General features: G+C 35.1%; 18 protein-coding genes and 1 tRNA gene. 12 read left to right on the forward strand and 7 right to left on the reverse strand.

Annotated elements, in window-relative coordinates; genetic code table 11:
* The first annotated feature begins 31 nt into the window (after positions 1–31).
* The 4 genes from tpiA to DDY94_RS07295 all read left to right on the forward strand — a co-directional run bounded on the left by tpiA (position 32) and on the right by DDY94_RS07295 (position 3,337).
* A complete protein-coding gene (tpiA, locus tag DDY94_RS07280) occupies positions 32–781 on the forward strand; it encodes a triose-phosphate isomerase (protein WP_111683402.1) in 750 nt (249 codons plus the stop codon).
* Positions 782–1,621 (forward strand): 50S ribosomal protein L11 methyltransferase, encoded by an 840-nt coding sequence (gene prmA, locus DDY94_RS07285; RefSeq protein WP_111683403.1) that lies wholly within the window; start codon positions 782–784, stop codon positions 1,619–1,621. It begins immediately after the preceding gene.
* Positions 1,622–1,863: 242 nt separating this feature from the next.
* Positions 1,864–2,898 (forward strand): M57 family metalloprotease, encoded by a 1,035-nt coding sequence (locus DDY94_RS07290; RefSeq protein WP_111683404.1) that lies wholly within the window; start codon positions 1,864–1,866, stop codon positions 2,896–2,898.
* Between the two features lie 163 nt (positions 2,899–3,061).
* A complete protein-coding gene (locus DDY94_RS07295) occupies positions 3,062–3,337 on the forward strand; it encodes an ATP-dependent Clp protease adaptor ClpS (RefSeq protein WP_111683405.1) in 276 nt (91 codons plus the stop codon).
* A 25-nt stretch (positions 3,338–3,362) separates the two neighbouring features.
* Here DDY94_RS07295 and DDY94_RS07300 read toward each other — a convergent pair whose 3' ends face one another.
* The 5 genes from DDY94_RS07300 to DDY94_RS07320 all read right to left on the reverse strand — a co-directional run bounded on the left by DDY94_RS07300 (position 3,363) and on the right by DDY94_RS07320 (position 6,826).
* On the reverse strand, positions 3,363–3,632 hold the full coding sequence (locus tag DDY94_RS07300; RefSeq protein ID WP_111683406.1) for a heavy-metal-associated domain-containing protein: 270 nt from the start codon (positions 3,630–3,632) through the stop codon (positions 3,363–3,365).
* A 2-nt stretch (positions 3,633–3,634) separates the two neighbouring features.
* A complete protein-coding gene (locus DDY94_RS07305; RefSeq protein WP_111683407.1) occupies positions 3,635–5,041 on the reverse strand; it encodes an MBL fold metallo-hydrolase in 1,407 nt (468 codons plus the stop codon).
* A 117-nt stretch (positions 5,042–5,158) separates the two neighbouring features.
* Positions 5,159–5,575 (reverse strand): DUF6691 family protein, encoded by a 417-nt coding sequence (locus tag DDY94_RS07310; RefSeq protein ID WP_111683408.1) that lies wholly within the window; start codon positions 5,573–5,575, stop codon positions 5,159–5,161.
* A 1-nt stretch (position 5,576) separates the two neighbouring features.
* Positions 5,577–6,134: a YeeE/YedE family protein gene (locus DDY94_RS07315; protein ID WP_111683409.1), complete on the reverse strand. Its 558-nt coding sequence runs from the start codon at positions 6,132–6,134 to the stop codon at positions 5,577–5,579.
* Positions 6,135–6,190: 56 nt separating this feature from the next.
* A complete protein-coding gene (locus DDY94_RS07320; protein ID WP_111683410.1) occupies positions 6,191–6,826 on the reverse strand; it encodes a Crp/Fnr family transcriptional regulator in 636 nt (211 codons plus the stop codon).
* An 86-nt stretch (positions 6,827–6,912) separates the two neighbouring features.
* Here DDY94_RS07320 and DDY94_RS07325 point away from each other — a divergent pair.
* The 3 genes from DDY94_RS07325 (at position 6,913) to DDY94_RS07335 (ending at position 12,530) form a co-directional block, all read left to right on the forward strand.
* A tRNA-Arg gene (locus DDY94_RS07325) sits at positions 6,913–6,986 on the forward strand.
* Positions 6,987–7,241: 255 nt separating this feature from the next.
* Positions 7,242–9,284, forward strand: a complete 2,043-nt coding sequence (locus DDY94_RS07330) for a T9SS type A sorting domain-containing protein (RefSeq protein ID WP_111683411.1) — start codon at positions 7,242–7,244, stop codon at positions 9,282–9,284.
* A gap of 69 nt (positions 9,285–9,353) precedes the next feature.
* On the forward strand, positions 9,354–12,530 hold the full coding sequence (locus DDY94_RS07335) for a CHAT domain-containing protein (protein ID WP_111683412.1): 3,177 nt from the start codon (positions 9,354–9,356) through the stop codon (positions 12,528–12,530).
* A 16-nt stretch (positions 12,531–12,546) separates the two neighbouring features.
* Here DDY94_RS07335 and DDY94_RS07340 read toward each other — a convergent pair whose 3' ends face one another.
* Complete coding sequence (locus DDY94_RS07340; RefSeq protein WP_111683413.1) at positions 12,547–12,999, reverse strand: pyridoxamine 5'-phosphate oxidase family protein; 453 nt, start codon at positions 12,997–12,999, stop codon at positions 12,547–12,549.
* A 157-nt stretch (positions 13,000–13,156) separates the two neighbouring features.
* Here DDY94_RS07340 and DDY94_RS07345 point away from each other — a divergent pair, with 157 nt between their 5' ends.
* From DDY94_RS07345 to DDY94_RS07365, 5 genes are all read left to right on the forward strand, one after another.
* On the forward strand, positions 13,157–13,996 hold the full coding sequence (locus DDY94_RS07345) for a universal stress protein (protein ID WP_111683414.1): 840 nt from the start codon (positions 13,157–13,159) through the stop codon (positions 13,994–13,996).
* Positions 13,997–14,102: 106 nt separating this feature from the next.
* On the forward strand, positions 14,103–15,002 hold the full coding sequence (locus DDY94_RS07350) for a hypothetical protein (RefSeq protein ID WP_157957273.1): 900 nt from the start codon (positions 14,103–14,105) through the stop codon (positions 15,000–15,002).
* Positions 15,003–16,172 carry a CHASE2 domain-containing protein gene (locus tag DDY94_RS07355; RefSeq protein ID WP_157957274.1) on the forward strand — a complete coding sequence of 390 codons (1,170 nt, stop codon included), beginning with the start codon at positions 15,003–15,005 and terminating at the stop codon, positions 16,170–16,172.
* Positions 16,151–16,927, forward strand: coding sequence for a hypothetical protein (locus DDY94_RS07360; protein ID WP_111683417.1), 777 nt, complete (start codon positions 16,151–16,153; stop codon positions 16,925–16,927). Before DDY94_RS07355 ends, DDY94_RS07360 begins: the two co-directional genes overlap by 22 nt.
* Positions 16,928–16,935: 8 nt before the next feature.
* Positions 16,936–21,483 (forward strand): caspase family protein, encoded by a 4,548-nt coding sequence (locus DDY94_RS07365; RefSeq protein WP_111683418.1) that lies wholly within the window; start codon positions 16,936–16,938, stop codon positions 21,481–21,483.
* Positions 21,484–21,492: 9 nt separating this feature from the next.
* Here DDY94_RS07365 and DDY94_RS07370 read toward each other — a convergent pair whose 3' ends face one another.
* Entirely contained in the window at positions 21,493–24,477 is a 2,985-nt protein-coding gene (locus tag DDY94_RS07370) for a tetratricopeptide repeat protein (protein WP_198658925.1), read from the reverse strand.
* Between the last annotated feature and the right edge of the window lie 30 nt (positions 24,478–24,507).

A 24,507-nucleotide genomic window follows, 5' to 3' on the forward strand; every position in this document is an offset into this window, starting at 1 on the left:
ATTCCAATTAAAGAACTCAATACATATTATTATGAGAAAACATATCGTTGCAGGAAACTGGAAAATGAATAACGGTCTTATTCAAACGGAAACATTAATTGCTGAATTAAAAAAGCAGGAGAAAACTTCAGATGCTGAGGTTATGATTGCACCGACATTTACCAATTTGTGGCACGCTTTTCAGTCGACTAAGCAAAGCAGCATTGAGGTCGTTGCTCAGAATATGCATTTTGCAAAGAATGGGGCTTATACGGGTGAGATAAGTGCAGGAATGCTTAAAAGTATTGGGATTCAGACGGTAATTCTCGGGCATAGTGAACGTCGCGCATATTTTAATGAAACAGACGAGTCTCTTGCTCAAAAAGTGGATACAGCTATCGAAAATGATATGCGGGTTATCTTCTGTTTTGGAGAGGAACTTTCAGACAGGAAAGCTGGAAATGAAGAAGCTGTGGTTGAAAACCAGATCAAAAATGCGCTATTTCATTTAGGTGCAGATGCATTTAAAAATATTGTTTTAGCCTACGAACCTGTTTGGGCCATAGGAACTGGTGAGACTGCAACGCCAGAACAAGCTCAGGATATGCATGCTTTCATTAGAAAAACCCTCGCTGGGAAATATGGTAATGATGTAGGAGATTCAGTATCGATATTATACGGTGGGAGCGTAAAACCTAATAACGCCAAAGAAATTTTTTCAAAGCCAGATGTTGATGGAGGTTTAATTGGAGGAGCTTCGCTTAAGGCCGAAGACTTTTTTGCCATAGTGAATGCTTTCTAAGTGACCCATCCAATTTACATAGGATATGATTTTAAGGTAGAACCGCTTCAACCTGCAACAGAGATTCTTATTGCAGAATTAGGAGAAGCCGGTTTTGAAAGTTTTGTTGAGAATAATGAAGGCTTAACTGCCTATATTCAGAAATGCGATTGGAATGCTTTTATCCTTGAAGATATTCATATTCTCAGCTCAGAAGACTTCACGATTACTTTTGAATTCAACGAAATTGAGCAGACCAATTGGAATGAAGAGTGGGAGAAGAATTTCAAACCCATTGTGGTAGACGATATGGTGACTGTAAGAGCGCCTTTTCATGAAAAGCCAAACACGAAATATGATATCATTATTGAACCAAAAATGAGTTTTGGTACTGGGCATCATGAAACAACACACATGATGATTCAGCATATTCTTCGCAATGATTTTGAAAACAAGTCGGTTTTAGATATGGGTTGCGGAACTGGGGTTCTAGCAATTTTTGCTGAAAAGCGAGGTGCTAGTCGGTTAGATGCCGTTGATATTGACAATTGGTGCTACATTAATAGCCTTGAAAATGCACAACGAAATGCCTGTCAGCATATTAAAGTATTTGAAGGTGATGTTAATCAGATTAAAGGTAGAAGTTACGATATTATTATAGCCAATATTAATAGAAATATACTATTAGCAGATATTCCGGAATATGCAAAATGTCTAACTTCTGAAGGTATTCTTTTTTTAAGTGGATTTTACCAAGAAGATATCGATACTATCAAAGATAAATGCGCTGATAATCAACTAGATTTGGTTGAAAAAATTGAAAAAAACAACTGGGTTGCTCTAAAATTCAATATTAAATAATTTTCAATTTTTTATTAAAAAGTTTAAACAAAACGCAATACTTTAATAAAAATTAACACTTTTAATAAAATATTTGCGGTTTTTCCGTAATTCTTTTTCTTTTTAATTTTCTAATTTTAGGTCAAATAATATTATTTGCTTGTAGATTTTTAGGTAAACAATTCCCTTTATGTTTACACAGAATTCCTACACCCTTGTTTACGTAAGCGATTCAAACAAATCATTAATTTAATACATTAAAAATGAAAAGAATAATAAAGTATTGGGCTTTGGCCATATCTGCTTTTGCACTTGTTTTTACGGCTTGTCAGAAAGACGAAGTTTCTGAAGACATTACAAATTCAGAGGATATTATTATTAACATGAACAACCTAGAAAACCGAACATTGGTAACTGATAGTGATTTACTAGATGCAATTAGATCTTTAGATATTGATGTCGGATTAGTATCAAAAGGGGCTTTCCATTTACCGGATGGCACCATTGAAGACCGTATTTATATCGGGAGCGATATCACTTTCACACAAGAAGAACTCGATTTATTACTCAATGGAGGTAGCGGTCTAGATCGCCAATACAGTACGTTTAACCTAGTTGAGGGTGCAAATTTAAATATTGATATTCTTGGTTATACAGGTGGAAGTCAGGCACTATCAAGTAAAGCACAAACGGCTTTACAATGGGCTGTAAATAATTTCAATAATTTGAATACAACCCTTCAGTTCAACTTAACCTTTGGTACCAACTATCAGGCTGCTGATATGGTAGTCTACGACAATACCGTAAATAATCCAAGTGGTACTGGTGGTGTGGCAGGTTTTCCAACTTCTGATGGGAGACCAAACAAATTTGTACAGATCTATGGTATTGAGCAGTTTTCGACTAATGTGAATGAGCATGTTATTACGCATGAGATTGGGCACTCCATAGGATTCCGTCATTCGGACTGGTTTGATCGTTTAAGTTGTCCGCCACAGGCACAAGGTAACGAAGGATCAGGTTCTGATGGTGCTGTACATATACCTGGTACACCGACAGGAAGAGATGTGACATCCGTTATGCAAGCTTGTTTTTCAACGAGTGAGGACGGAGAATTTAATGGTAATGATATCATTGCTTTAGAATATATGTATCCCGTAACACCAACCGGACCATGCGACGGCGTGTCTGAATGGCAAAGCGGTGTAAGCTACAGTATTGGTGATCGAGTGACTTACTTCGGAAATCTTTACGAGCGTGTTTCTGGAGGTTGGACACTTATAGGACCATGTAACTAGTGGCATAAAAAGATTAGCTTAGTAATTAGTTATCTTGTGCAAATGGGTTACTTTCAAAATAAGTGGCTCATTTGCTTTTATAGTGGAACATTCAACTAAATATTAACCATTTATATTATTAGTGACAATTATTCCTTAAATTAGCTTAAATCACTTTTGAGCTATGAAATTTCAAGAAAAAGAACAAGAAGAGCTATTACTGAAAGAGGATGTCCTGAAACAGAACGAGATCGTTTTATTTAATGATGATGTCAATACCTTCGATCATGTTATTGACACCTTAATCTATGCCTGTGACCATACTCCTGAACAAGCCGAGCAGTGTTCAATCATTGTTCACTATAAAGGAAAATGTACGGTGAAAACAGGATCGTATGAAGATTTAAAACCGCGGTGTTCTAAGCTGCTTCAGGCAGGACTAAGCGCAGAAATCGTATAAAAAAATCCCACCGAAGTGGGATTTTTTATTTTGTCATTCTACCTATGGCACAACTCACAAAGGACTTGGCCTTTTTAGGAAGTGGGTTAGATTCTCCAACCATGGGATAACCAAGATCTGATAATTTCTTTTTAACAGATTCAAATTCAGTTTCAGAGTTGTAACTAAAATTGACTTCATCAGTGTCGTTGTTGACTTCGACCTTCGATATTCCTATGAGTTTGGAGAGTTGCGTAACAATAGTGTTAGCACAACCACCGCACTTCAAATTTTGTATTTTTAATGTACTTTCCATTATTATAGTGTTGATGGACAAACGAAATCTGTTGTCGGAAGATCAGTCTTTTTAATGGCTCCAAATCCTCCAGCAATATCAATAAGGTGATTAAAGCCTCGTGCTTTGAGGATCGAAGCTGCAATAACCGAACGATAACCGCCAGCACAATGGATATAATAAGTTTTATCTTTCGAGATTTCGTTCATATTGTCGTTAATATAATCTAAGGGTAAATGCTGAGCTTGTTCTAAATGCATGCTACTGTATTCACCATCTTTTCTAACATCGAGAACATTTATTTCTGAAGCTTTTGCTCTAGACGCGAATTCTTCTGCAGAAATAGACTCTAATGTATCGACGTCTCTGCCTGAAGCAGCCCAAGCTTCTATTCCGCCTTCAAGGAATCCCAAGGTGTTATCGTAACCAACACGCGATAATCGCGTTACTGCCTCTGCGGATTTTCCTTCAGGTACAACCAAGATTATAGGCTGTTTTATATCTGTGATCAATGCTCCGACCCAAGGAGCGAATTGACCATTTAATCCAATAAAAATAGAATTCGGGATATGACCCTTAACATAATCTGATTGCGTTCTAACATCTAGAACTAATGCCGATTCATGATTGGCAAGTGCTTCAAATTCTTCTGGACTCAAAGGTGTATCACCAGTGCTTAAGATAGAATCAAATGTGTCGTATCCCATCTTATTCATCATGGCATTTTTCGCAAAATATTGAGGTGGTGGTGCAATACCATCAAGTACCTCAGTTACAAATTCATCTTTGGTCATATTTGCGCGCAAGGCATAATTGGTCTGTTTTTGTTCACCTAAAACCCCAACGGTTTCTTTACTCAAATTTTTTCCACAGGCCGAACCTGCACCGTGTGCCGGATAAACAATAACATCATCTGTAAGTGGCATAATTTTAGTACGAAGCGAATCGTACAACATGCCAGCTAAATCCTCTTTGGTTAAATGCGATTTAATGGCTAGATCTGGTCTTCCTACGTCACCTAAGAATAAGGTGTCACCTGAAAAAATTGCATGGTCTTTGCCATTTTCATCCTTCAAAAGGTAAGTCACTGATTCTAATGTATGACCTGGTGTGTGTAACACTTTAAAGGTAAGCTTACCAAGTTTTAATTCTTCGCCATCTTTTGCTGAATGAATGTCGTATTCAGTAGATGCTCCTGGTCCAAATACTATGGTTGCTCCGGTCTTTTTCGCAAGATCCACGTGTCCAGAAACAAAATCAGCATGAAAATGTGTTTCGAGTATATATTTAATTTTGGCATTATTTGCATTAGCCTTATCAATGTATTGTTGAGTTTCGCGTAAAGGGTCAATTATAGCAACTTCACCTTCAGACTCGATATAGTAAGCTCCTTGAGCTAAACATCCTGTATATAATTGTTCAATTTTCATAATTCAATAATGTTATACAAATTTACAAAAGTTCGATATTAGAAATGTGATAATAGTCACATAGTCTTTAAAAACAGTTGCTTACAATTCAGCTAAACTGAGGTTGTAAAGAACGTATTAATGTGGCAATTTATCTTTTAAAACGCCGTAAAGATAGGTTCCCAGAATTGCGGCTGCAATGACAATTATCATTGAAATTGTTCCGGTTCCAACTAAAATATACATTGGTCCAGGGCATGCGCCACAGAGTGCCCAACCAAGTCCAAAAATTGTTCCACCAATAATATACCTCGACAGGCCTTTTGCTTTTAGTGGAACTTTAATAGAATTGCCTTCTATAGTTTTTATGTTGAACTGTTTCGCGATCAATAAAAACAATACTCCCGATACTACTGCGGTTCCTATAATGCCGTACATATGAAAAGATTGGAACTTAAACATTTCAAAAATGCGATACCATGAAACAGCCTCTGATTTTACTAGAACAATTCCGAAGAAAATGCCAACTAAAAAGAATTTAATATACTTTCCCATGTTAAAATAGTATTGGATAAATTAAATGAATCATTAATAACCCGCCTAAGAAAAATCCAATCACGGCGATCAAAGAAGGTAATTGTAAGCTACTCAATCCTGTGATGGCATGGCCAGATGTACAACCTCCGGCATAACGTGTTCCGAAACCAACTAGAAGCCCTCCGATAATAAGAATGCTTAGTCCTTTTAAGGTGAAAACATTTTCCCAACTGAAAAGTTCAGGTGGTAAAAGACTGTCTCCAGCGTTTGTAAATCCGAGATTATTCAAATCGCTTATGGTGTTTTCACTTAGGTCGATATCTATTGGATTAGACAAATAAAAGTGAGCTATAAATCCACCAACAATAGCGCCGAGTACCACCACGAGATTCCAACGTTGCGCTTTCCAATCGAACTTAAAGAACTCTACTTTTTTACCAGCACCACCGATGGCACATAGCGTTCTGAGATTTGATGACATTCCGAAAGTTCTTCCAAAGTAAAGTAGAAGAAACATCACTATAGCTATTAATGGCCCTGAAACGTACCACGGCCATGGTTCTAAGATGTATTCCATATTAAATTTTTATGCAAAAATAGAACTCTTTGTAGGAGTCTTTGTGACAAAAGTTACTAAAACTCTATTATTGAAATTCTATTTCTTCCTAGTTTGATCTTATTTTCTTTTTCTAACTGTTTCAGTAATCGAGAGATGACAACTCGCGATGTATGGAGATCTTCGGCGATTTCCTGATGGGTTATTTCCAAGTCTGTTGAAGCAGTAAGTTTTACTTTATCAGTTAAATACTTGAATAACCGTTCGTCCATTTTCATAAAGGCCAAGGTATCGATGGTCTCTAGCATTTCATCAAATCGAATCTGATAGCTTTGTAATATGAAATTTCTCCAACTTTCATTAGTATGAAACCACTGGCGCATTTTATCAATAGGTATCATGAGCAGAGTAACATCGTCATCTGCAATTGCTCTAATTTTACTTTGTGATTTGGCCATGCAGCATGTTAATGACATGGCACAAGTATCCCCAGATTCTAGAACATAAAGTAAGAGTTCGTCACCATGATCGTCCTCGCGTAATACTTTTATATTGCCTTCAATTAAAAGAGGGATAAAATGAAGCTCTTGACCAATATCTATGATGATGTCTTGTTTTTTGAAAGATTTGACAGAAGCCACCTCGGCAATACTGTCAATAATTTCGGAGTCGAATAAGTATTGGTAGGGTTGGAGTAGTTCTTTTTTATCCATAATTCAAAAATAGCAATTACAATTTTTGAAATAAATAGTTTGGTTGTTTTTTAATAATTGTCTTATATTTGCAGCCACTTTAAAACGGCCTCGTGGCGCAACTGAATAGCGCATCTGATTACGGCTCAGAAGGTTGCAGGTTTGAATCCTGCCGAGGTCACGAAAAAATAATTCAATAAGAAAAAACGCCAAGCTTGCTTGAGCGTTTTTTTGTTTGAATTATTTTCAAAGCGGAGCTTTGTCACAGTTTCCGTTCTACTTGTTTAGTGGTTTTCTTCCCGTCTATCAGAGTTTTTGAAAATTCACCGAGAATTTTTAATAAATAACATATGTAATTTTTAATTCGTAAAATTTTGTTCTATTTTGTAGTATAAATCCCATATCTCCACAGCTTTATCTCCATTAATTTTTAAAAATGAGACTCGCTATTAACTCAACAATCATTTTTAAACCACTGCTATTGCCATTTTTAATGCTGTTTGCTATTGGTTTAAACGCACAAATTAATTCTTATCCTTTTCTTGAAGATTTTGAATCCGGAGCCGCTGGGTGGACAGTTGTTCAAGGTCCAAATACATTTCAAGGGCTAAACACAACGTGGGAACTGGGAGAACCCACTTTATTTTTTACACCGACGTCTGGAGTCAACGCCTGGGTTACAAATTTGGACGGAATTACTCAAAGTGGTGAGTTCGGATGGGTGCAAAGCCCCGTATTCGATCTTACAGGTTTAGCAACACCTTATTTGCAATTCAATATTTATGTAAATACGCCTGCTAATGACTTAGCGTATGTTATAATTTCTACTGATGGTGGCGTGAATTGGCAAACTTTAGGGAGTTTTAATGATGAGGTCAATTGGTATGATTGTAATTACTCTACTCCATCTTGGTGCGATATGTCTGATTGGCAAACAGCTGCATATTCATTAGACAGCTTTATTGATGAGACAAATGTTGTATTCGGAATTGTCTTTAAAGACGAAACGCCCGGTAGTTCATTATCTGGTTTTGCATTTGATGATTTCCGAATAGCAGACACCTATTGTTTTGCAGGTGATGAAGAAGATTACTTTAATGATGATCCTGATAGCAATTGGCTACAATGCATAGAAAATGGTGAAAATATTCAACTAAATACGGCCGTAGATAATTTTTTATTAAGCACAGGTAGAACACCAAATTTTACTACTAGGCGTTGGCAATTTTTAAGTGGACCGTTTGGTCCGAGAGGTCCAAAAGTAATCAACTTATCTGCTGATGATGAGGATGACGATGATGCCGATTTTCCAAATACAGGTTCTGGTCTGGGTGAGTTGTTTACCTTCAATTATATAGTAGATAGTGGAACATGTGAGGATAGCGTAGAAATTAATATTTGTATGAATCCCGATTTAAATGGAAGCATCGAGGAGGAAGTAATTTATATATGTCCAGGCGAGTCCGTTACGAGTTTTGATGAAATGTTTAATGTGTTTGTGATGGACCAAATTAGAGATTTAGATGGCTTTTGGAGTGATGCTTACTATTACGGAATCGATTTTCCGATTACTACTACGAGTTTTTATACTTATTTTGACAGTACAGCGAATGAATTAGATTTAATGATCGATGAAATAGGTTGTAGCAGTGAATCAATAGATATATCTTTTGCTAATGCGCAAAACACCAATGACGGAACCTACGATTATTACGAGGTTGATATAATGATCAATACCACCGATATGGGTAGTAGTTTTAAGCTAGGTGATGGTAAAGTATTTATTCGGTATAACGATGCAGCTTTCGGAAAGTATGTAGATGCTTATGAACAAATTGAAGTCACAGCTCCAGATGGATATATATTAGGTCAGGGTACTGATTCAGATGCAAATGCTAAAATTTATACCAATCCTCAGGTTTTTGACAATATTAATGATGCAGATATTAGTCGATTTTCGATAAGATTCAAGCAAGATTACAGTACGAATACATTTTCAGATGATAATGTTACCAATACCTTAGAGAAGTTGTGTCATATTAAAATTAGATATTCTGATATAAATGAGAATCCATCCCTCGAATTTGAAAGTGGTGGTATTTATGACAATAAATTTACTACAGCCACAGTTTGTGGTTTATTAAATGGTGGTTCAGAAATTACTAATTGTCTTCCAGAATTAAGAACCTTGATCATTAACGATTCATTTAATAGTACTGGGGCAACTTTGTCTTCAGAAAGTATTAATAATATTCAACGCTATTCGCTATATCCAAACCCTTCAAACGGTATTGTGAATATTTCTGGAGATATTAATCAACTAGATCAAATACAAATCTATTCTCTAACTGGAGCTTTAGTGAATAGGGTAGATTCAGACTTAGACCGTATAGATATTTCAGATTTACCATCAGGCGTATATTTCTTTAAACTGATGAGTGCTAATATATCTAAAACCTTTAAGGTTATAAATCAATAGTTCGGTTTAGTTTTGAAAGGGTTCAGGCATTCGTTTTGCAGATTTGCTACAATCTGTTTTTTACTTTTGATGGCTTTAGCATGCTCATCTGGGCAACCTAGTCTTAATTCAAACTCTTGGAAAAGACATTATAAATACGCTCAAATTCAACTAGATAGCAATCGAACAGAACTAGCATTAAAGCATATGGAAAGAGCCTATTCCATATTGAATGCTTCTAATTCATCAAATAATAATCTTTGCGAAATTGCAGAAACCTTGGCCAAGACTTACGTTAAAACCAAGGAGAGAAAAAATGCCGCTAAGTATTTTGAACGCGCCATTGCCTGTCTCGACTTCAATCAACTAAATTCGGATGAGCATTATTCCAATTTATTGTATTTACAGGGTTTGAATTATAGGAGTATGGGCGATTATGAAAATGCGATTCAGACCTTCAAAAAGCGCCTGAGAGTTTTAGAAAATTCTGTTGGAAAAGAAAATGATGATTATACCAAAACACTGAACGCCTTATCAATTTCACTTCGAAGAGATGGAAAGCTTTCTGAGGCTATAGAATACAACAAAAAGGCCATTGATATTGTAAAGACTATTTATGGCGAAAGCAGTACTGAGTATCTCAAAAAGCTCAATAGCCTGAGTATAATTTATTGGCGATTAGGTAGATACAAGGAAGGTTTCGATATTCAGAATGACTTATTAGAACACTATCCAGCACATGTTAGAGATACGAGTTTCAATTATGCGAGTGCTCTTTTTACAATGTCCTTACTCTATAACGGCACAAATCAATATCAGGAAGAAATTAAGATGTTGAATCAGTTTAAAGATATTTTAAATAAGAATCCCAATTACCACAAATTTTTAATTAATGCGAATAATAATTTGGCGGTGGCCTATGATAACTTAGGGAATTATGAAAAATCAATTCAAATTATTACGGAGGTTCTCAACAATACATCACCTGAAGAAATAGAATACCCAAAGCGACTTCAAAATTTGGCCTATTATCAGACTGAAATGGGAGATTATGATAACGCATTACTCAATTATAATAAGGCCATTAAAGCTTACGAAAACCTCAATAAATCACAAAGTTCAGACTTCGCACAATTAATCGATGCTAAAGGTCAAATGCATCTTAAAAAGGGAGAATTCGTAGAAGCTGAACAACTATTTTTGAAGGCCTTAGAGCTGATGGATCAATTAGATGATATTAATCAAAGTCATTCTGAATACGGATTTTATTTAAACAACTACGCCCGATCTTTACTGGCCTTAGAACGATACGATGATGCAATAAATACGCTGAAAAGAGGGATAAAACTATCGGAGGATAATTCAGTTCTGGACCCTATAAGATATTACAGAAAGCAACAAGATCTTGCAGAGGCCTACCTTAAAACCGGAAAATACGACGACGCATTACAACTTCTAAAAAAATTTGAAAATGATATTGCCAATCGCCTTGGTAAAGACCATCAAGATTATGGTACTTATTTAAAGCAATTGGGTAAAGCCCAATTGTTGAATTCAAATCCGAGAAAGGCCTTAGAATACCTTAAAGAGCACAATACTATAACTATAAAACAAATAGACAAGATATTTAAGTTTCGGACAGAAAAAGAAAACAAGGAATTTATTAAAACACTGAAACCAGATTTTGATGAATTACAGGCATTGGCCCTCAACAATAGTGCATTAAGTGACGAGCTTATTGAAATTAACCTGAACAACCAATTGCTATTAAAAAATTTATTACTCTCTCAATCTAAACAGATCATTGACGAATTATTAAAAACCTCTGATGCAGCTACAATTAGTAAGGTTTTAGCCTACAAGCAGCTTAGATCTGAAGTTTCAGGGATGATCAGTTCAGGTAAATCGAATAGCAGTCGACAGCTCGATAGTCTTAATGAAGAGCTTAATAAAAGAGAGGCTGAATTGACCGCTATTTATTCAAAAGTAAACTCAAATAATAGCACCTTAGAAAATGACTGGAAATCATTAAAAAACCAGCTAAAACCTGAAGATATAGCCATTGAATTTTCGAGTTTTAAATCTTCAAAAAAAGAGGATCGAGGAGACACATATTACGTAGCATATCTTTATAAAAAAGATTGGGAACGACCTAAAATGATAAGCCTCTTCAAAGAGCAAGAATTACTTGCTTCAATAAAAAATAAATCACCGAACGAACTCTACAAAACACGAGGGTCAAAAGGGAAAAGAATTACAGATTTCGAAAATATATTTACACTTGTTTGGAAACCATTGGAGTCCGAGTTAGAAAATGTTAATACTATTTATTTTTCACCAAGCGGAATTCTAAATCAAATTCCTTTTGCAGCTTTGTCTACTGATGAAGGTAATAGGCTTATCGACCAATATAAGCTCATAAGATTGAGTAATACCGGAAAACTAAAAGAGCGCCAAAACTTCAACCTTCCAAACAATATTTATGTTTACGGTGGAATTGATTATAACTATGTTTCGACCGATAAAGAGCAAGAGGTATCACAATCTAATATTGCCAATTTAGAAAGTTTCAAGGCTAGCAAATCAAGTAATAAGAAAGGAGATTTCTGGGAATTTTTACCTGGGTCGTTGACGGAGGTATCAGACTTGGCAAAGGATTTTGATAAAAAAGGTATTAATTATAAAAAAGTAGTAGGGGAGGAAGCCACTGAATCTGATTTTAAAAGTCTCGACGGAAATAGTCCGAAGGTAATTCATATTGCGACCCACGGATTCTTTTATGAGAATTTTGAAAAAACAAATGAAATCGCCTTGAATGGAGCAGAATTAAATCCTTATACCTATTCTGAAGATCCACTACTACGATCTGGATTAATATTTGCTGGCGGCAATTATGCTTGGAAAAATGGCTTTAATCCTTATGCAAAAGAAGATGGTATATTAACAGCCTTAGAAATTTCTAATCTCGATCTATCTAATACAGATCTGGTGGTTTTAAGTGCCTGCGAAACCGGTTTGGGAGATATAGATGGTAGTGAGGGTGTTTATGGCCTTCAACGCGCATTTAAAATGGCCGGAGTAGATCTTATTATTATGAGTCTTTGGGAAGTGCCAGATACTGAAACTTCAGAATTTATGGCATTATTCTATCAGTTTTGGGCAGACGGAATGGAGGTAAGAACAGCGTTTAGAAAGACCCAGCAGGCCATGGCACGCCGTTATGCAAAGCATCCGGAAAAATGGGCAGCTTTTGTTTTGTTTGAATAAGTAATTACCAGATTAATTAGGATCTACTCTTACCCGTAATATCATCAACGTTTATCAGAAAGACGATCGGAATTTCCATATTATAAATTTTACTTGAAAATTCACTGATGTAATCGAGATCTCTACGTTCTTTTCTAAGAACGATGTCTTTTATACCTAAAGAGAATTCGTGTAAATAAAGTTTAGCCGGTCCACCATCAATCTCATGATATTGCCCATGGGCTAAAACCGACTGCCATTTATTGTTTGTGTAGATTTCAGCAACGGCCAAAGAAATATTGGGTTGTTTTCGCATCGCATCAATTTTATGGCCATTCCCCGAATAACATATGATATAGCGTTCCTTCTCATTATAAAAATAAGTAATTGGAATGGTATAAGGGCGTTTGTTACTTATATACGACAAATAGCCGATATAGTTGTTTTTTAGTACTTCGGAGCACCTCTGAAAATCTAAACTTTTTATCATAACTCAGGTATTTAAGTTAAAAGATACCAACTAAAAGCGTATCTTTTAATGATATAAATCAGCTTTGGCTAGATATTATTACATTTATAAGGTGCTGACAATTATCATAAGCTTTTAATAATTCTTTTTTTAATTTCATAGAAAGAAGAAATGAATAATGAAACGAATACTTCTACTTACCGATTTTTCAGAGAATTCAATAAATGCAATGAACTACGCATTGAAATTATTCTATAACGACTTCTGTGATTTTCATGTCCTAAACGTACAGAATTCATTGAGTTACACATCAGATGATCTTATGGCAAGTCGAGCCGGTGAAAGTCTTTATGAAGTTTTAATCTTAGAGAACAAAACAAAGCTTGACAGGATTGTTGAGCAACTCAAACTTAATGCTAACGAAAGGTTGCACACTTTTAAGGCTGTTGTAGATTACGACTTATTTATTGATGCCGTTAACCAAAATATCGAAAAGGAAAATATTGAGTACGTCGTTATGGGCACCAATGGAGCGTCCAACTTAAGAGAAGCTATAATGGGCAGTAATGCCTTAAAGATTTTACGATACGTCGATTGTAACACTTTGGTGGTTCCGGAAGGATATAAATTTAGAAAGCCAGAAAATATTGTCTTGGCTTTAGATACCGATGACTACGCCGATCATAAAACGGTAGTTGATATTATGGAACTCATTACTAAATTGGGTGCATTTATCAATGTGGTTAGGTTTGTCTCGACAGAGAATAATATTCAATCCAAGATTAATCTCGATAAAGAGTTATTGCTAGAACTTATCAACGAGAACAAGTTTACCTATAAGACAGTTACTAATGTGCCTCTATCGAATGTTTTAGTCGATGAAGACCTTTCAAAAAATGCAGATATGATTACACTAGTTGGTCAGTTTAAAGGGTTTTTCGAACGGCTATTTAGTGATTCGAGTAAAACGAAAATCAGTAAGAACTTAATACTGCCCTTAATGATCTTTCATCATTAATTCAACCTGTTTAAAGGCATTTAGAACGACTTTTTTGTTAGTAGTATTTAATTTTCAGCATTGGTTAAAATTAAATTTATAAATTACAAATCCTAACGTACATCATATGAAAAAAGTAGTTCCACTGTTTTTAGTCTTTCTCTTGTGTTCTTGTAAAGTTCATCAAAGGTCTAACATCCAATCTAACGAAGAGTTTGTTGTAGAAATGAAACGTCCTGATACTAGAGGTGGTCTTATTGAGACTGTCCTTCAAGGGGTCTTTTTTGGAGCTCAGTATTTGGCAGATAAAACTTCAGAATCATTGGTTAGCACATATTCGCAATCGCTCTCAATAAATAACTATTATAATACTGATTTAGGTGAGGTTGAGAAAACCTATAAAGAAATTCATATTAAAAAGTATTCTAAGCCAAGCAGTCCAGAAAAAAAGGCACAAATGGAATCTTTTGTAAAAAATGATTTTAGTGCCTTGCCAAAATCTAGAGGTAATACGGCTGCGTTAAATGTTGAAGACGTCATTAGATTAGAAGAAGATGATATGCTTAATTTTTTTGCTGTTGTTGAAATAATAAGTGATCCTCAGAATCCTGGTATTTCCAGATTAAGCTTCAAAGAATTGAGAATTTTCTTTTCAAAAACGAAGGTGTATACAGATGAAGACTTAAATGCTAAGATTTCTATTTCAATTGAAGGGCAGTGGAGAGGTGATGATGGTACGCCTCTAAGTGCTACCTTAATCGAACAAGAGTATGATTTCAAAAATCTGAAATATGGCGCAGGTAACTTAATTGAAAAACCAATTCTTTCGCCTTGGTATTATGATATTCCAATAACTACGCAATTGGAGGACAATGACAATTATGGAGTTGTAAAAGTTAATGTTCGACTCGAAGAATACGAAGGGAATAAGAGCAAGTATATCAATAAATTGCCGAGTATGCTTAGTGATAATAAGGACGCCATCATTTCGGATGGAGCAAGCGCAATAGAAAAAATTTCAAACTAATTGAATAAGAAGCCTGTCAATAAGATCTTGTATCGCGATGCATTTCTGTGCACAGTTATGACCTTTTTAGTTGCTGGGTTCTTATACTATGCTTTTGTGAATCTATCTGTTTTAGATCCGTTTGAAAAGGCTTTCAAGGATTTCAAGTTTACAGATATTTTTTATTCCAAACGAATTAATAAAACACAGCGAAACGATAAGATCATTCTGGTTAACATAAAGCATGCAGATCGCTTTCAGCTCGCAGAACTGATTAATAAGATCAATTCGTTCGAGCCAAGTGCGATAGGCTTAGACATTATTTTTCAGGAAAGAAGATTAGAGTTTACAGACTCCATACTTCAAGCTGCGCTGTCGTCAAATAAGAAGATAGTTACTGCTTATTACCATGAGAAAGATTCTATCGTTAATAACCACAGTTATTTTCAAATTAAAGGCGAAACGAAAGGTTATATTAATTTAAATCTTGAAGGTCAAAATTCTGTGATACGAGATTTTCTTGGTGTAAAAGAGCAAAATGATCAAGAATTCGCATTTGCCACCCAATTGGCTTTAAAAGCAGGCTTCATAGACGAAGACTATGCCCTAAAAGAATTAACAAAGCCTATTCCAATTAATTATATTGGGAACAAAGATGTTTTCCTAAATTTTGAAATTGAAGAAGTATTAAATTCTGAACAGATTCCTGCATTTAAAAATGCTGTAATTATCCTCGGTTATTTAGGCGAAGGCGATGAAAAATATGATATTGAAGATAAACACTTTACACCTTTGAATGCTGAATGGGTCGGTAGAGCAGTACCCGATACATTTGGTGTAGTGATACATGCCAATATACTCAATATGCTATCTAAACAGAGTTTAATTTATCGCGTCTCTAAGTTTACTACCTATTTGTTGGCGTTTATCATTTGCTTCTTTACCATATTTTTCTCCATGAAGCTTTATGTAAAAAATAGTTTTGTGTTTGACGTATCAGAAAAGATCATTCAATTGCTTATTTCTGTGCTTTTACTGTATTTGGCTTTATTGTTGTTACAGGCTAATATATATCTTAGTGTGGTGCCGATTATATTACTGCCTATTCTAGGCGTGGAGATGATAGATTACTATGAGCACCTGGTAAAATATTTAAACAATAAATTCAATTGGGAAAGTCATTTATTATAATACTATTCTGCTTTTTAGGACTTGGTTTACAAGCTCAAGATAGTCTATGTGTGTTTAAGACATCACCCGGCGTTATTGGTAAATTAAACGGTAAAAAAAGGCCTTTGCAAAAAGGAGACTTTTTAAATGATAAAAGTGCCGTCTATGTTACCGCGCCTTCAGATATTACACTAATCAATGCTGAGGGTGATGCATTTAATATTAAAAATGTCGGAACTTATTCTTACCCAAATCTATTGAAATATAAGGCTATTGAGGATCAAAAATCACTGACTTCAAAATATTTTAAACTTATCTGGGATGAACTTCTAAAGCGCGATTCTGGTAAAACAATAATCGGTGGTGTATTTAGAGGTGATGTTCTAATGGAATTCCCAGGAGATAGTACTAAAACTGCAAGTTCTAAACTCAAATTTAGCTGGCAAATTGAAAGTGATACTACGCAATATTTTGTGTTTATTAAAGATGTGGCGAACGATGCTATTCACAAATTTGCTACTAATGGAAATGAACTTGTCTTATATAAGGACAATCCAATTTTTGCCGAAAGTGACACATTTGAATGGGCAGTTTCGACTTCAGAATTCCCCAACCTAAAAAACATTCCGTTTTATACATTTTCTTTAATTGAACGTTCAGAATACGAAGAACTCAAGTCAAGTTATTCAGATTTGATAACTGATCTTAGGGCACTTGGTTTATCAGATTCTGAGGTAGAGGATACCCTTTGCCAAACCTACGGTTTTTGTAAATAGCTACAATAATGTCAAGATATATTACTGTATTTTTTTTAATTCTATTTTACGCTTCAAAAGCGACAGCTCAAGACAATTTTTTAGAACTGCCAGAGCAAATTTATGTTTCGGTACTAAGTGATGATAATAAGACTCTCGCTGTTGCTTCCAAGAGGTCTGTGTATTTACTTAATATCGAAAAAATGACTTTGGAGAATACCATTAATGTCATTAAGGATCGAAAGAGCCACTCGGCTATTCATAATATACAGTTCCGAAAGGAGGATAACTTTCTGGTGGTTAAGACTTTTGAACTTGAAGAGTTCGACTCACGTTATGAAAATGAAGATCTTTCAAAGGATATTAACTACATCTATGATCTCAGAAATAATTCATTAGTTGATACCTATTCGGCCTTGACTTTCAAATCCGGAAAAATTACCGCATTTAATGAACTTAAGAAAGATATATTTTACGGGGATAACGACAATAGTTTCTTAGAATTAAAGGAAAATATGTCGTTATACATCAATGATACCTTATTAAATAAGGAACAGTATGATGAATGGGTTGAGTTTATACAATTCATGAAAAACTCGGAAAGTGCGAGTATAAGAAATGATGAAGGCATAGCCATTGAAGTCAGAGGTAAGATCAGGCACCTTAAAACATTCAACAATGATCAAAAGTTAGCCATCGTTTATTTTGATAGCATTATCGATGATCAAAATCATTACAAACTCGAAATTCGAAATACTTCAACCTTAAGTTTGATAGCTGAAAAAGACTATAAAACACCTCGAATTATTAGTGAAATCGAATTTGCTGAGGATGATCAGTATTTTGTTTTATTTGAAGATAAAATATCGCCAGATTACTACAAGAAGCAGTCTAAGACTTCTAAATTCTGGGAGAATTTCCGGCCAGATGTAAAAGTAACTTTTTTAAGCTCGAAGGATCTGAGTAAACCAGACGCGATTGTTGATGTCGATAAAGAAGATTTCATTGTTGATAACGGAACGTTCTGGGTTATTGAAGATGACAACATCGCCAATTATCAATATGAAACAAACAAAGTCTTAAGCAACATCTATACTTTAGATTTTGAGTTTCACAGAACCAGAGGATTCTATAAAATTAATGAAAATGAATGCCTTATAATTGGAAGTGCCAAAGACAAACAAGAGAAAGATTACATTACCAAAAATGGAGTGATCAAATATTCCCTTCAGGACACAAAACTATATAATCAAATCGCCGCAGTTAAAAGCGTTGACACACTTTACAATACCTTTTCACCATTTCTTCAAAATAATGATTTTAAGGGAGATGAAATTCAATTTAGTGGTGATAATTCTGTGTTTATGGCGTCGACGAACTCTCAAGATGAATTTCAATTGTGGTCATTAAAAGCACGTAAAAAATTACACGATATAGATCTAAAAATTAGTTCGAAAGCACATCTCGATGCAAATGGAGAAGCGGTTTTAATTTTTTCAAGACCCGATAATATGATAAATGGGTTTTTATTACGAAAATTAGATATAACTACAGGTGAAATTACAAGTTCGGAGCACACTATTTCAGATGGTAAAAATCCCATGTTTGCCGATTTTTATCACAACTATGAAGGATCAAAATGGATAGGAATAGATGAGCATACGGTTTGGTTGGTCGACACAGAATCATTGACTTTTGAAAAGATCTGGGATGATAAATTTGAGTCAGGATATGTGTATGATTACAATCTTGTTTATGCCGATGAAAAAACTGTTTATTTCAAAGGAACGGCCTACAGTAGAATTGCCAAAAGAAAAATACAAGGTGTTTGGGCCTACGATATTGCCACCAATACCATTGAAAAATTCGATATATATACAGATAAGCGTAATGTGTTTCGCTATGGAAATAGGCTATTATCTTATGATGAACAAGGGCATTATATTCATAATTTGAAGACTTCTGAAATTGAACACCAATCCAATGTAAATCCTGCACATATTTATAATGTGATCAATCACAAAAACACTTCGTATTTACTGTTAGGAGATGGTCAGCAATATTCTCAAGACCTGAAGGTACTCGAGTTGGATAACAATACCAACGATGAGAAAAACGATTTTATATTAAAGATTCGCTATCAGGATTATTCGAGTTTTAAACACTTTTTTGCAATTGAGGAAGGACTTGTGTATATGGATAATGAATGGAATATGCAGCTTTACAGTCCAGAATTGCAATACACAAGCAAATGGAAACAAAATTCAAAAGCAAAACATTTTGGAACAATTAACATAGATCCGACTGGTAGTTTGATATTTGATGGTAACTATACACTCAATCTAAAAAGTCTCGAATTTCAAGAAATTGAGCTTAACCCAAATATCCATGACGCCGCTGGGTTCTTCTTATCACCTTACGATAGTCAGTCGCAGCTCATGTTCGTAAGATCGTATGGATTTAGTGATAATAATGGTAATGCCTATGTACAATGTAAATTGGTGAAGAATAATGGTACAAAGGATATTCTTTGGACAAGCAATAAAATAACAGATAAAGATATTGTTAGCTTCACCAATGTATTGGTCTCAAAGAATAAAAAGTTCGCGATCCTGTATAAAGATTCTTATCTCAATCATTATTATGTTCTCGATATTGAAAAGCAAGAACTCTCAAAACGCAAGTTGCCATTCAAAGAGCGTTTTCTGAGTGATCGGTGTTTTATAATGGGCGATTCCAAACTGTATGTATACGATCCTGGAGCCATGTCTGATATCGATTCAAAATCGAAAACCTATGTTTATGACATAGCTACGGGCAAACTCGTTACAACTCTTAAGGAAATTCAGATTACAGATGAATTTTCTGGCGGCCAATTACTATACATTAATTGGGAAACTGGCTACAATGCCTTTTATCTTGGTCGTTTGAAGGCTAATAAATTGAAAGAAGATTTTGATTATAATTCTTATAGTATAGGAAATAGTAGTTTTTACGATGCGCCTCGGAATCAGATCATCAGTTCCTTAACTACACAGCTTTTCTTCTGGAAAATGGACGAAAAATCACCTTATAAAACCATAGATTTTGGTGGTGATATCAATAGTACTCTAGCATTAAAGGATAAATTATATGTGCTTCTTTGGAACAATAGTGTAAAGGTTTTAGACCTCAATGAACAAAAGGAAGTCCTTACCATACAATTATTAGAGCGCAATAATATTATTAAACCCGTATTTCTAACTCCCGAAGGATACTTTAAAGCTGCCAAAGAAAATATTAGAAATTATCATTTTGTAAAAGGAAAAGATGCCTTCTCAATCTTGAATTATGAGCTATTTTTAAATCGTCCTGATATAATTTTATCACGACTTGAGTTTGCCAATAAGAAAGTTGTTAAGGTCTATAAGGACGCCTATTTAAAACGTCTTAAACGCAATAATTTAACTGAGGATATTGATTACTTTAGTTTGAAACGACCAAGTATTGAATTACTGAATAAAACCGATATTAAGGTTGTAACCAGTGACAGAAAACTGTCATTATCGATTAAAAAATCTGAAGACGTTAGTCAACTAATGGTTTACATGAATGGCGTTCCGGTGTATGAAGATACAAGTGCAGAATCACAGGTCGTATTTACTGTGGAATTAACAAGCGGAATTAACAAGATTACAATTATCGGTTCTGATAAGAATAGTATAGAAAGTGATCCTATCACTCTTGAAATCACAAATACTTCGGAACAGCTGCCACCAAATATTTATTATGTCGGAGTAGGTGTATCGCAGTATGAAGATACTTCAATGAATTTAAGATTTGCCGATATTGACGTGCGAAGTATTTCTGAAGTTATGGCTGAAAAATTTGAAGGACGAATTCAGATAGATACGCTCAACAATAAGAATGCTACTAAAACTGAGATTTTATCATTAAAAGAGAAGCTAAAATCAACAAGCATTAATGATATTGTTATTATTTCTTTCTCCGGACATGGATTAGTCGATGACAACCAAGATTTTTATTTCGCTACTCACGATGTAGACTTCGACAACCCAAGTGAAAAAGGATTGTCTTATGAAAACATCCAGTATTTACTAGACGATATCCCTGCACGAAAGAAAATTCTATTAATCGATGCTTGTCATAGTGGTGAACTAGATGATTCCGACATAACCGAACCTGTTGCCACTGATAGAAACGTCAAAGGCTATCGTCCTGAAGGCGCCAAAGGATCCAAGGGATCTAGAATAAGATCTGTAGGAGGTGCCGACAGTTTCGAGTTGATGCAAACCTTATTCTATGATCTCGATCGCGGTAATGGTGCCTTCATAATCTCAGCCGCTGGCGGTAAAGAATTTGCTTTTGAAAGTGATGATTGGGGCAATGGTGTATTCACCTATAGTTTTATTAATGCCATAAATGAACTGAGTAGAACAGGCTATCCGCACGACGGTAAAATAAACATTTCAGAATTGAAGAATTACATCTATAAAAGTGTATCTCGTTTAACCAATAACCAACAAAAACCTACCTCGAGAGCCGAAAATTTGGAATGGGATTGGGTTTTGGAATAAGGTAACGACCTAGTTCAGAATAAACTTCTCAATCGTATTTGCACTATACATCTCCTTCAGTTTATTCGATCTAAATAGCGTTTGATCTACCTTTCGTCGCATGGCATCACTTTGACTATTATTCCCTTTAAAATTGAAATAAACTGATGCTAAAAGATAATCCGTGGTACGTTCTATTTGGGTAAGTAAGTTGTAATAATAATCGGTGTTTTCGATGTTGCCAAGATCAATGCTAGCTTTAGTGAGGATTTTAAGCAAATCGGCGTTTTGCGTTTTACTATTCTCCTTGCTAATCATTGGCAATGCAATCTTAGCTGCCTCTTCAGGATTTGCATTTAAGTACAGAAATTGAGCATAAACGATTCCCGTTTTTGCAGTTTTATCGATATCAAAGGCGAGTTTATAAAGTTTTTCGGTATCGCTTTTTGTTCCAAATTTTAGTTTATCCTTTGCAGTATTGAGAAGATATTCAACAATTTCAGTTGTCACTTTATTATCCACTGAAAATTCAGAGGCGCTTAATAAACTAGATTCTGCACCTTCCAACTGATTGGTTTCTACTTGGCTGTATCCTAAGTTTTTATTGCCTTTAACAAAGGAAGCATCTATTGAATTTGCCTTTTCATAAGCACTTATGGCTTCAGAATAATTCTTCGTGTTAAAGTGGGTCTGACCCAGTAAATACCAGAGGTCTGGTGTATTAGGCAACTTTTCTATTGCACTGGTTAAGAAGGAAATAGAACGTTCTGATTTACCTTCTGAATTATACAAATTCACTAAAGCGCTATAGGCTTTACCATAAGTTTCACTGTATTCGAGTGCTTTTAAATATTGACGTTCGGCTTCCGCTGTTTTTCCTAATTTGAAATTGAGAAAATTACCATAATTATAATAAGCTTCAGGATTATTACTATTTTTTGAAATGCCACTTTCGAAGGCTTCAATGGCTAATAAAGGCTTTCTCAACTGCGACTTAAGCCAACCCAGACCAGCATAGGCTGTAACATGATAAGGATTTAATTTTATGGCCTTGGAATACAGGGAGTCGGCTACTCTTAATCGCGATAATCGCTTGTATTTCTGACTAATAAATTCTGCATATTCAAAATATACAATTGCCGATTCTGGATTAGATTCAATGGCAGTGAGCAATAGTTTTTCGGCCGCTTCATCAGGAATATTATTGGTTTGAATATATTTCAATAAACCTGATGATTTTAATTTGGTAGAATCTGTTTGAAATGCCTTGGAATACCATTCTTGTGCAGCTTTTGAATTACCCTTCAATGCTTGAAGGTCGCTCATTTTTTGAAGCGCTACTATGTTATTCGGATTCTCAGCAATAGCTTTTTTAAAGTAAGTCTCTGCAAGCTGATATTTACCCTTCATAACACTAATCTCACCCAGTTTTAAATTCGCATTTAAACCCTCATTTCCTAAAGAATTGTTGAGGTGATTCTCGGCCTCCTCAAAGCGGTATTGATCGATAAAACTATTACTAATATTAATATCTGGGCTTTCCCATGATTTGATCAAAGACTTGGCCTTATTGAAATGATAAAAGGCGCTGTCATAAATCTTTTGATTATTGAAGATTAACCCTAAGGCATTATGAATATAAGCAGCACGTGGCTCTAGCTTTAGAGCTTTATTTAGTTGTCGTTTTGCACGTTCAAATTTTGAATAGTTATTACTTCTAATAATCGCATAACTCTCTAGTAATAATTGACTGGCTTGGATACGGTCTGAAAGAAAATTATCCTCACCCATAAGTTCTAAACAAATTTCAAGATGCTTCGATTGTTTAATAAATTCACGACTTGGTGGAAGTACAGATGAGCCTTCAATATATAAGTTTATAAGTCCCTGAGCTTCATTAGATAAAACGGTTAATAAGGAACTTTGCATTTTAGTTTTTAGACCTTCAGGTATTGATGTGTCTTCTAGTGTTGCCTTATAAATCTCATAAGCGCTTGAAGATTTGCCGTAATAAGATTTACGATCAAGGGCCGATTTAAATTTTGAAATTAGACTACCGTAAGTTTTGTCTTCTAAGGCTGTTGTTTTAATACTCCTTGATGCCAAAGCGATGGTCTCGTCGATAGTTGATGCAATGTCTTCGAAGTTAATGACAGCAGAATTTGAACTGACCTTTTTCAAAATGGCTCTGTCATTCTTAGTTCGAACAACAGGAATTTGCGACCGATTGAATTTTTCAGTCACAACTTTGTTAACATTATCGTATAAATAATCACCAAGCTCTCTGTATGTTATTGATGCATCATTATTGATATCGGCGTTATTAGCAAGACCTTTTATGAGATAATAGGTGAAGTAACCATGCTTTACGTCGCTACCTTCATGCGATAATTCATTTTCACCGCAGCTCAATATTTTTGTTGAATTCTGAAACATGGCCTGAATAGTACCCATATTGGTTTGTGCACTTTTTTCAGACGTAAAACCAGAGCGACAAGCATCTAAGATCAAAATGACTCTAACACCTTTTTTTGAAAGATTTTTAATGATGGTATTTATTCTATCCAAAGGAATAGTCCCACCCGAATAATACTCTTGCTTTGCGCTGGCATCTGCAGCCAACAAAAACCCTTCTTGCTCTCCAAAGTCATCAACTACATCGCCATGACCGGCAAAATAGATATAGAGGATATCGCCTTCTGCACTGGCATTGAATTGTTTTTTTAATTCGAGGGTAACATTAAGTGCAACGGCATCTTTATTTATGAGCAGACTAATATTTTCATCTTTTAAGCCTTCAATATCTTTTAAGTAATTCTTAAAAAGAGCCGCATCATTGTCGGCATAATTTAATTTCAAGTCATCCGAATTGTAGTCCGAAACGCCAACGATTACCGCTCTTTTAGTTCCTGTTACAGTGGAGCTTACCGCATTGGGTTTTGAGCCTCTAGTCTCATCCTGAGACCAACAAAAACCTATGGTAAAGATTAATAAATATGTAAAAATGTGTTTCATTAGGGACATTTTCAATGTTACCAAATTACA

This window comes from Winogradskyella tangerina (assembly GCF_003260205.1).
Taxonomy (GTDB): domain Bacteria; phylum Bacteroidota; class Bacteroidia; order Flavobacteriales; family Flavobacteriaceae; genus Winogradskyella; species Winogradskyella tangerina.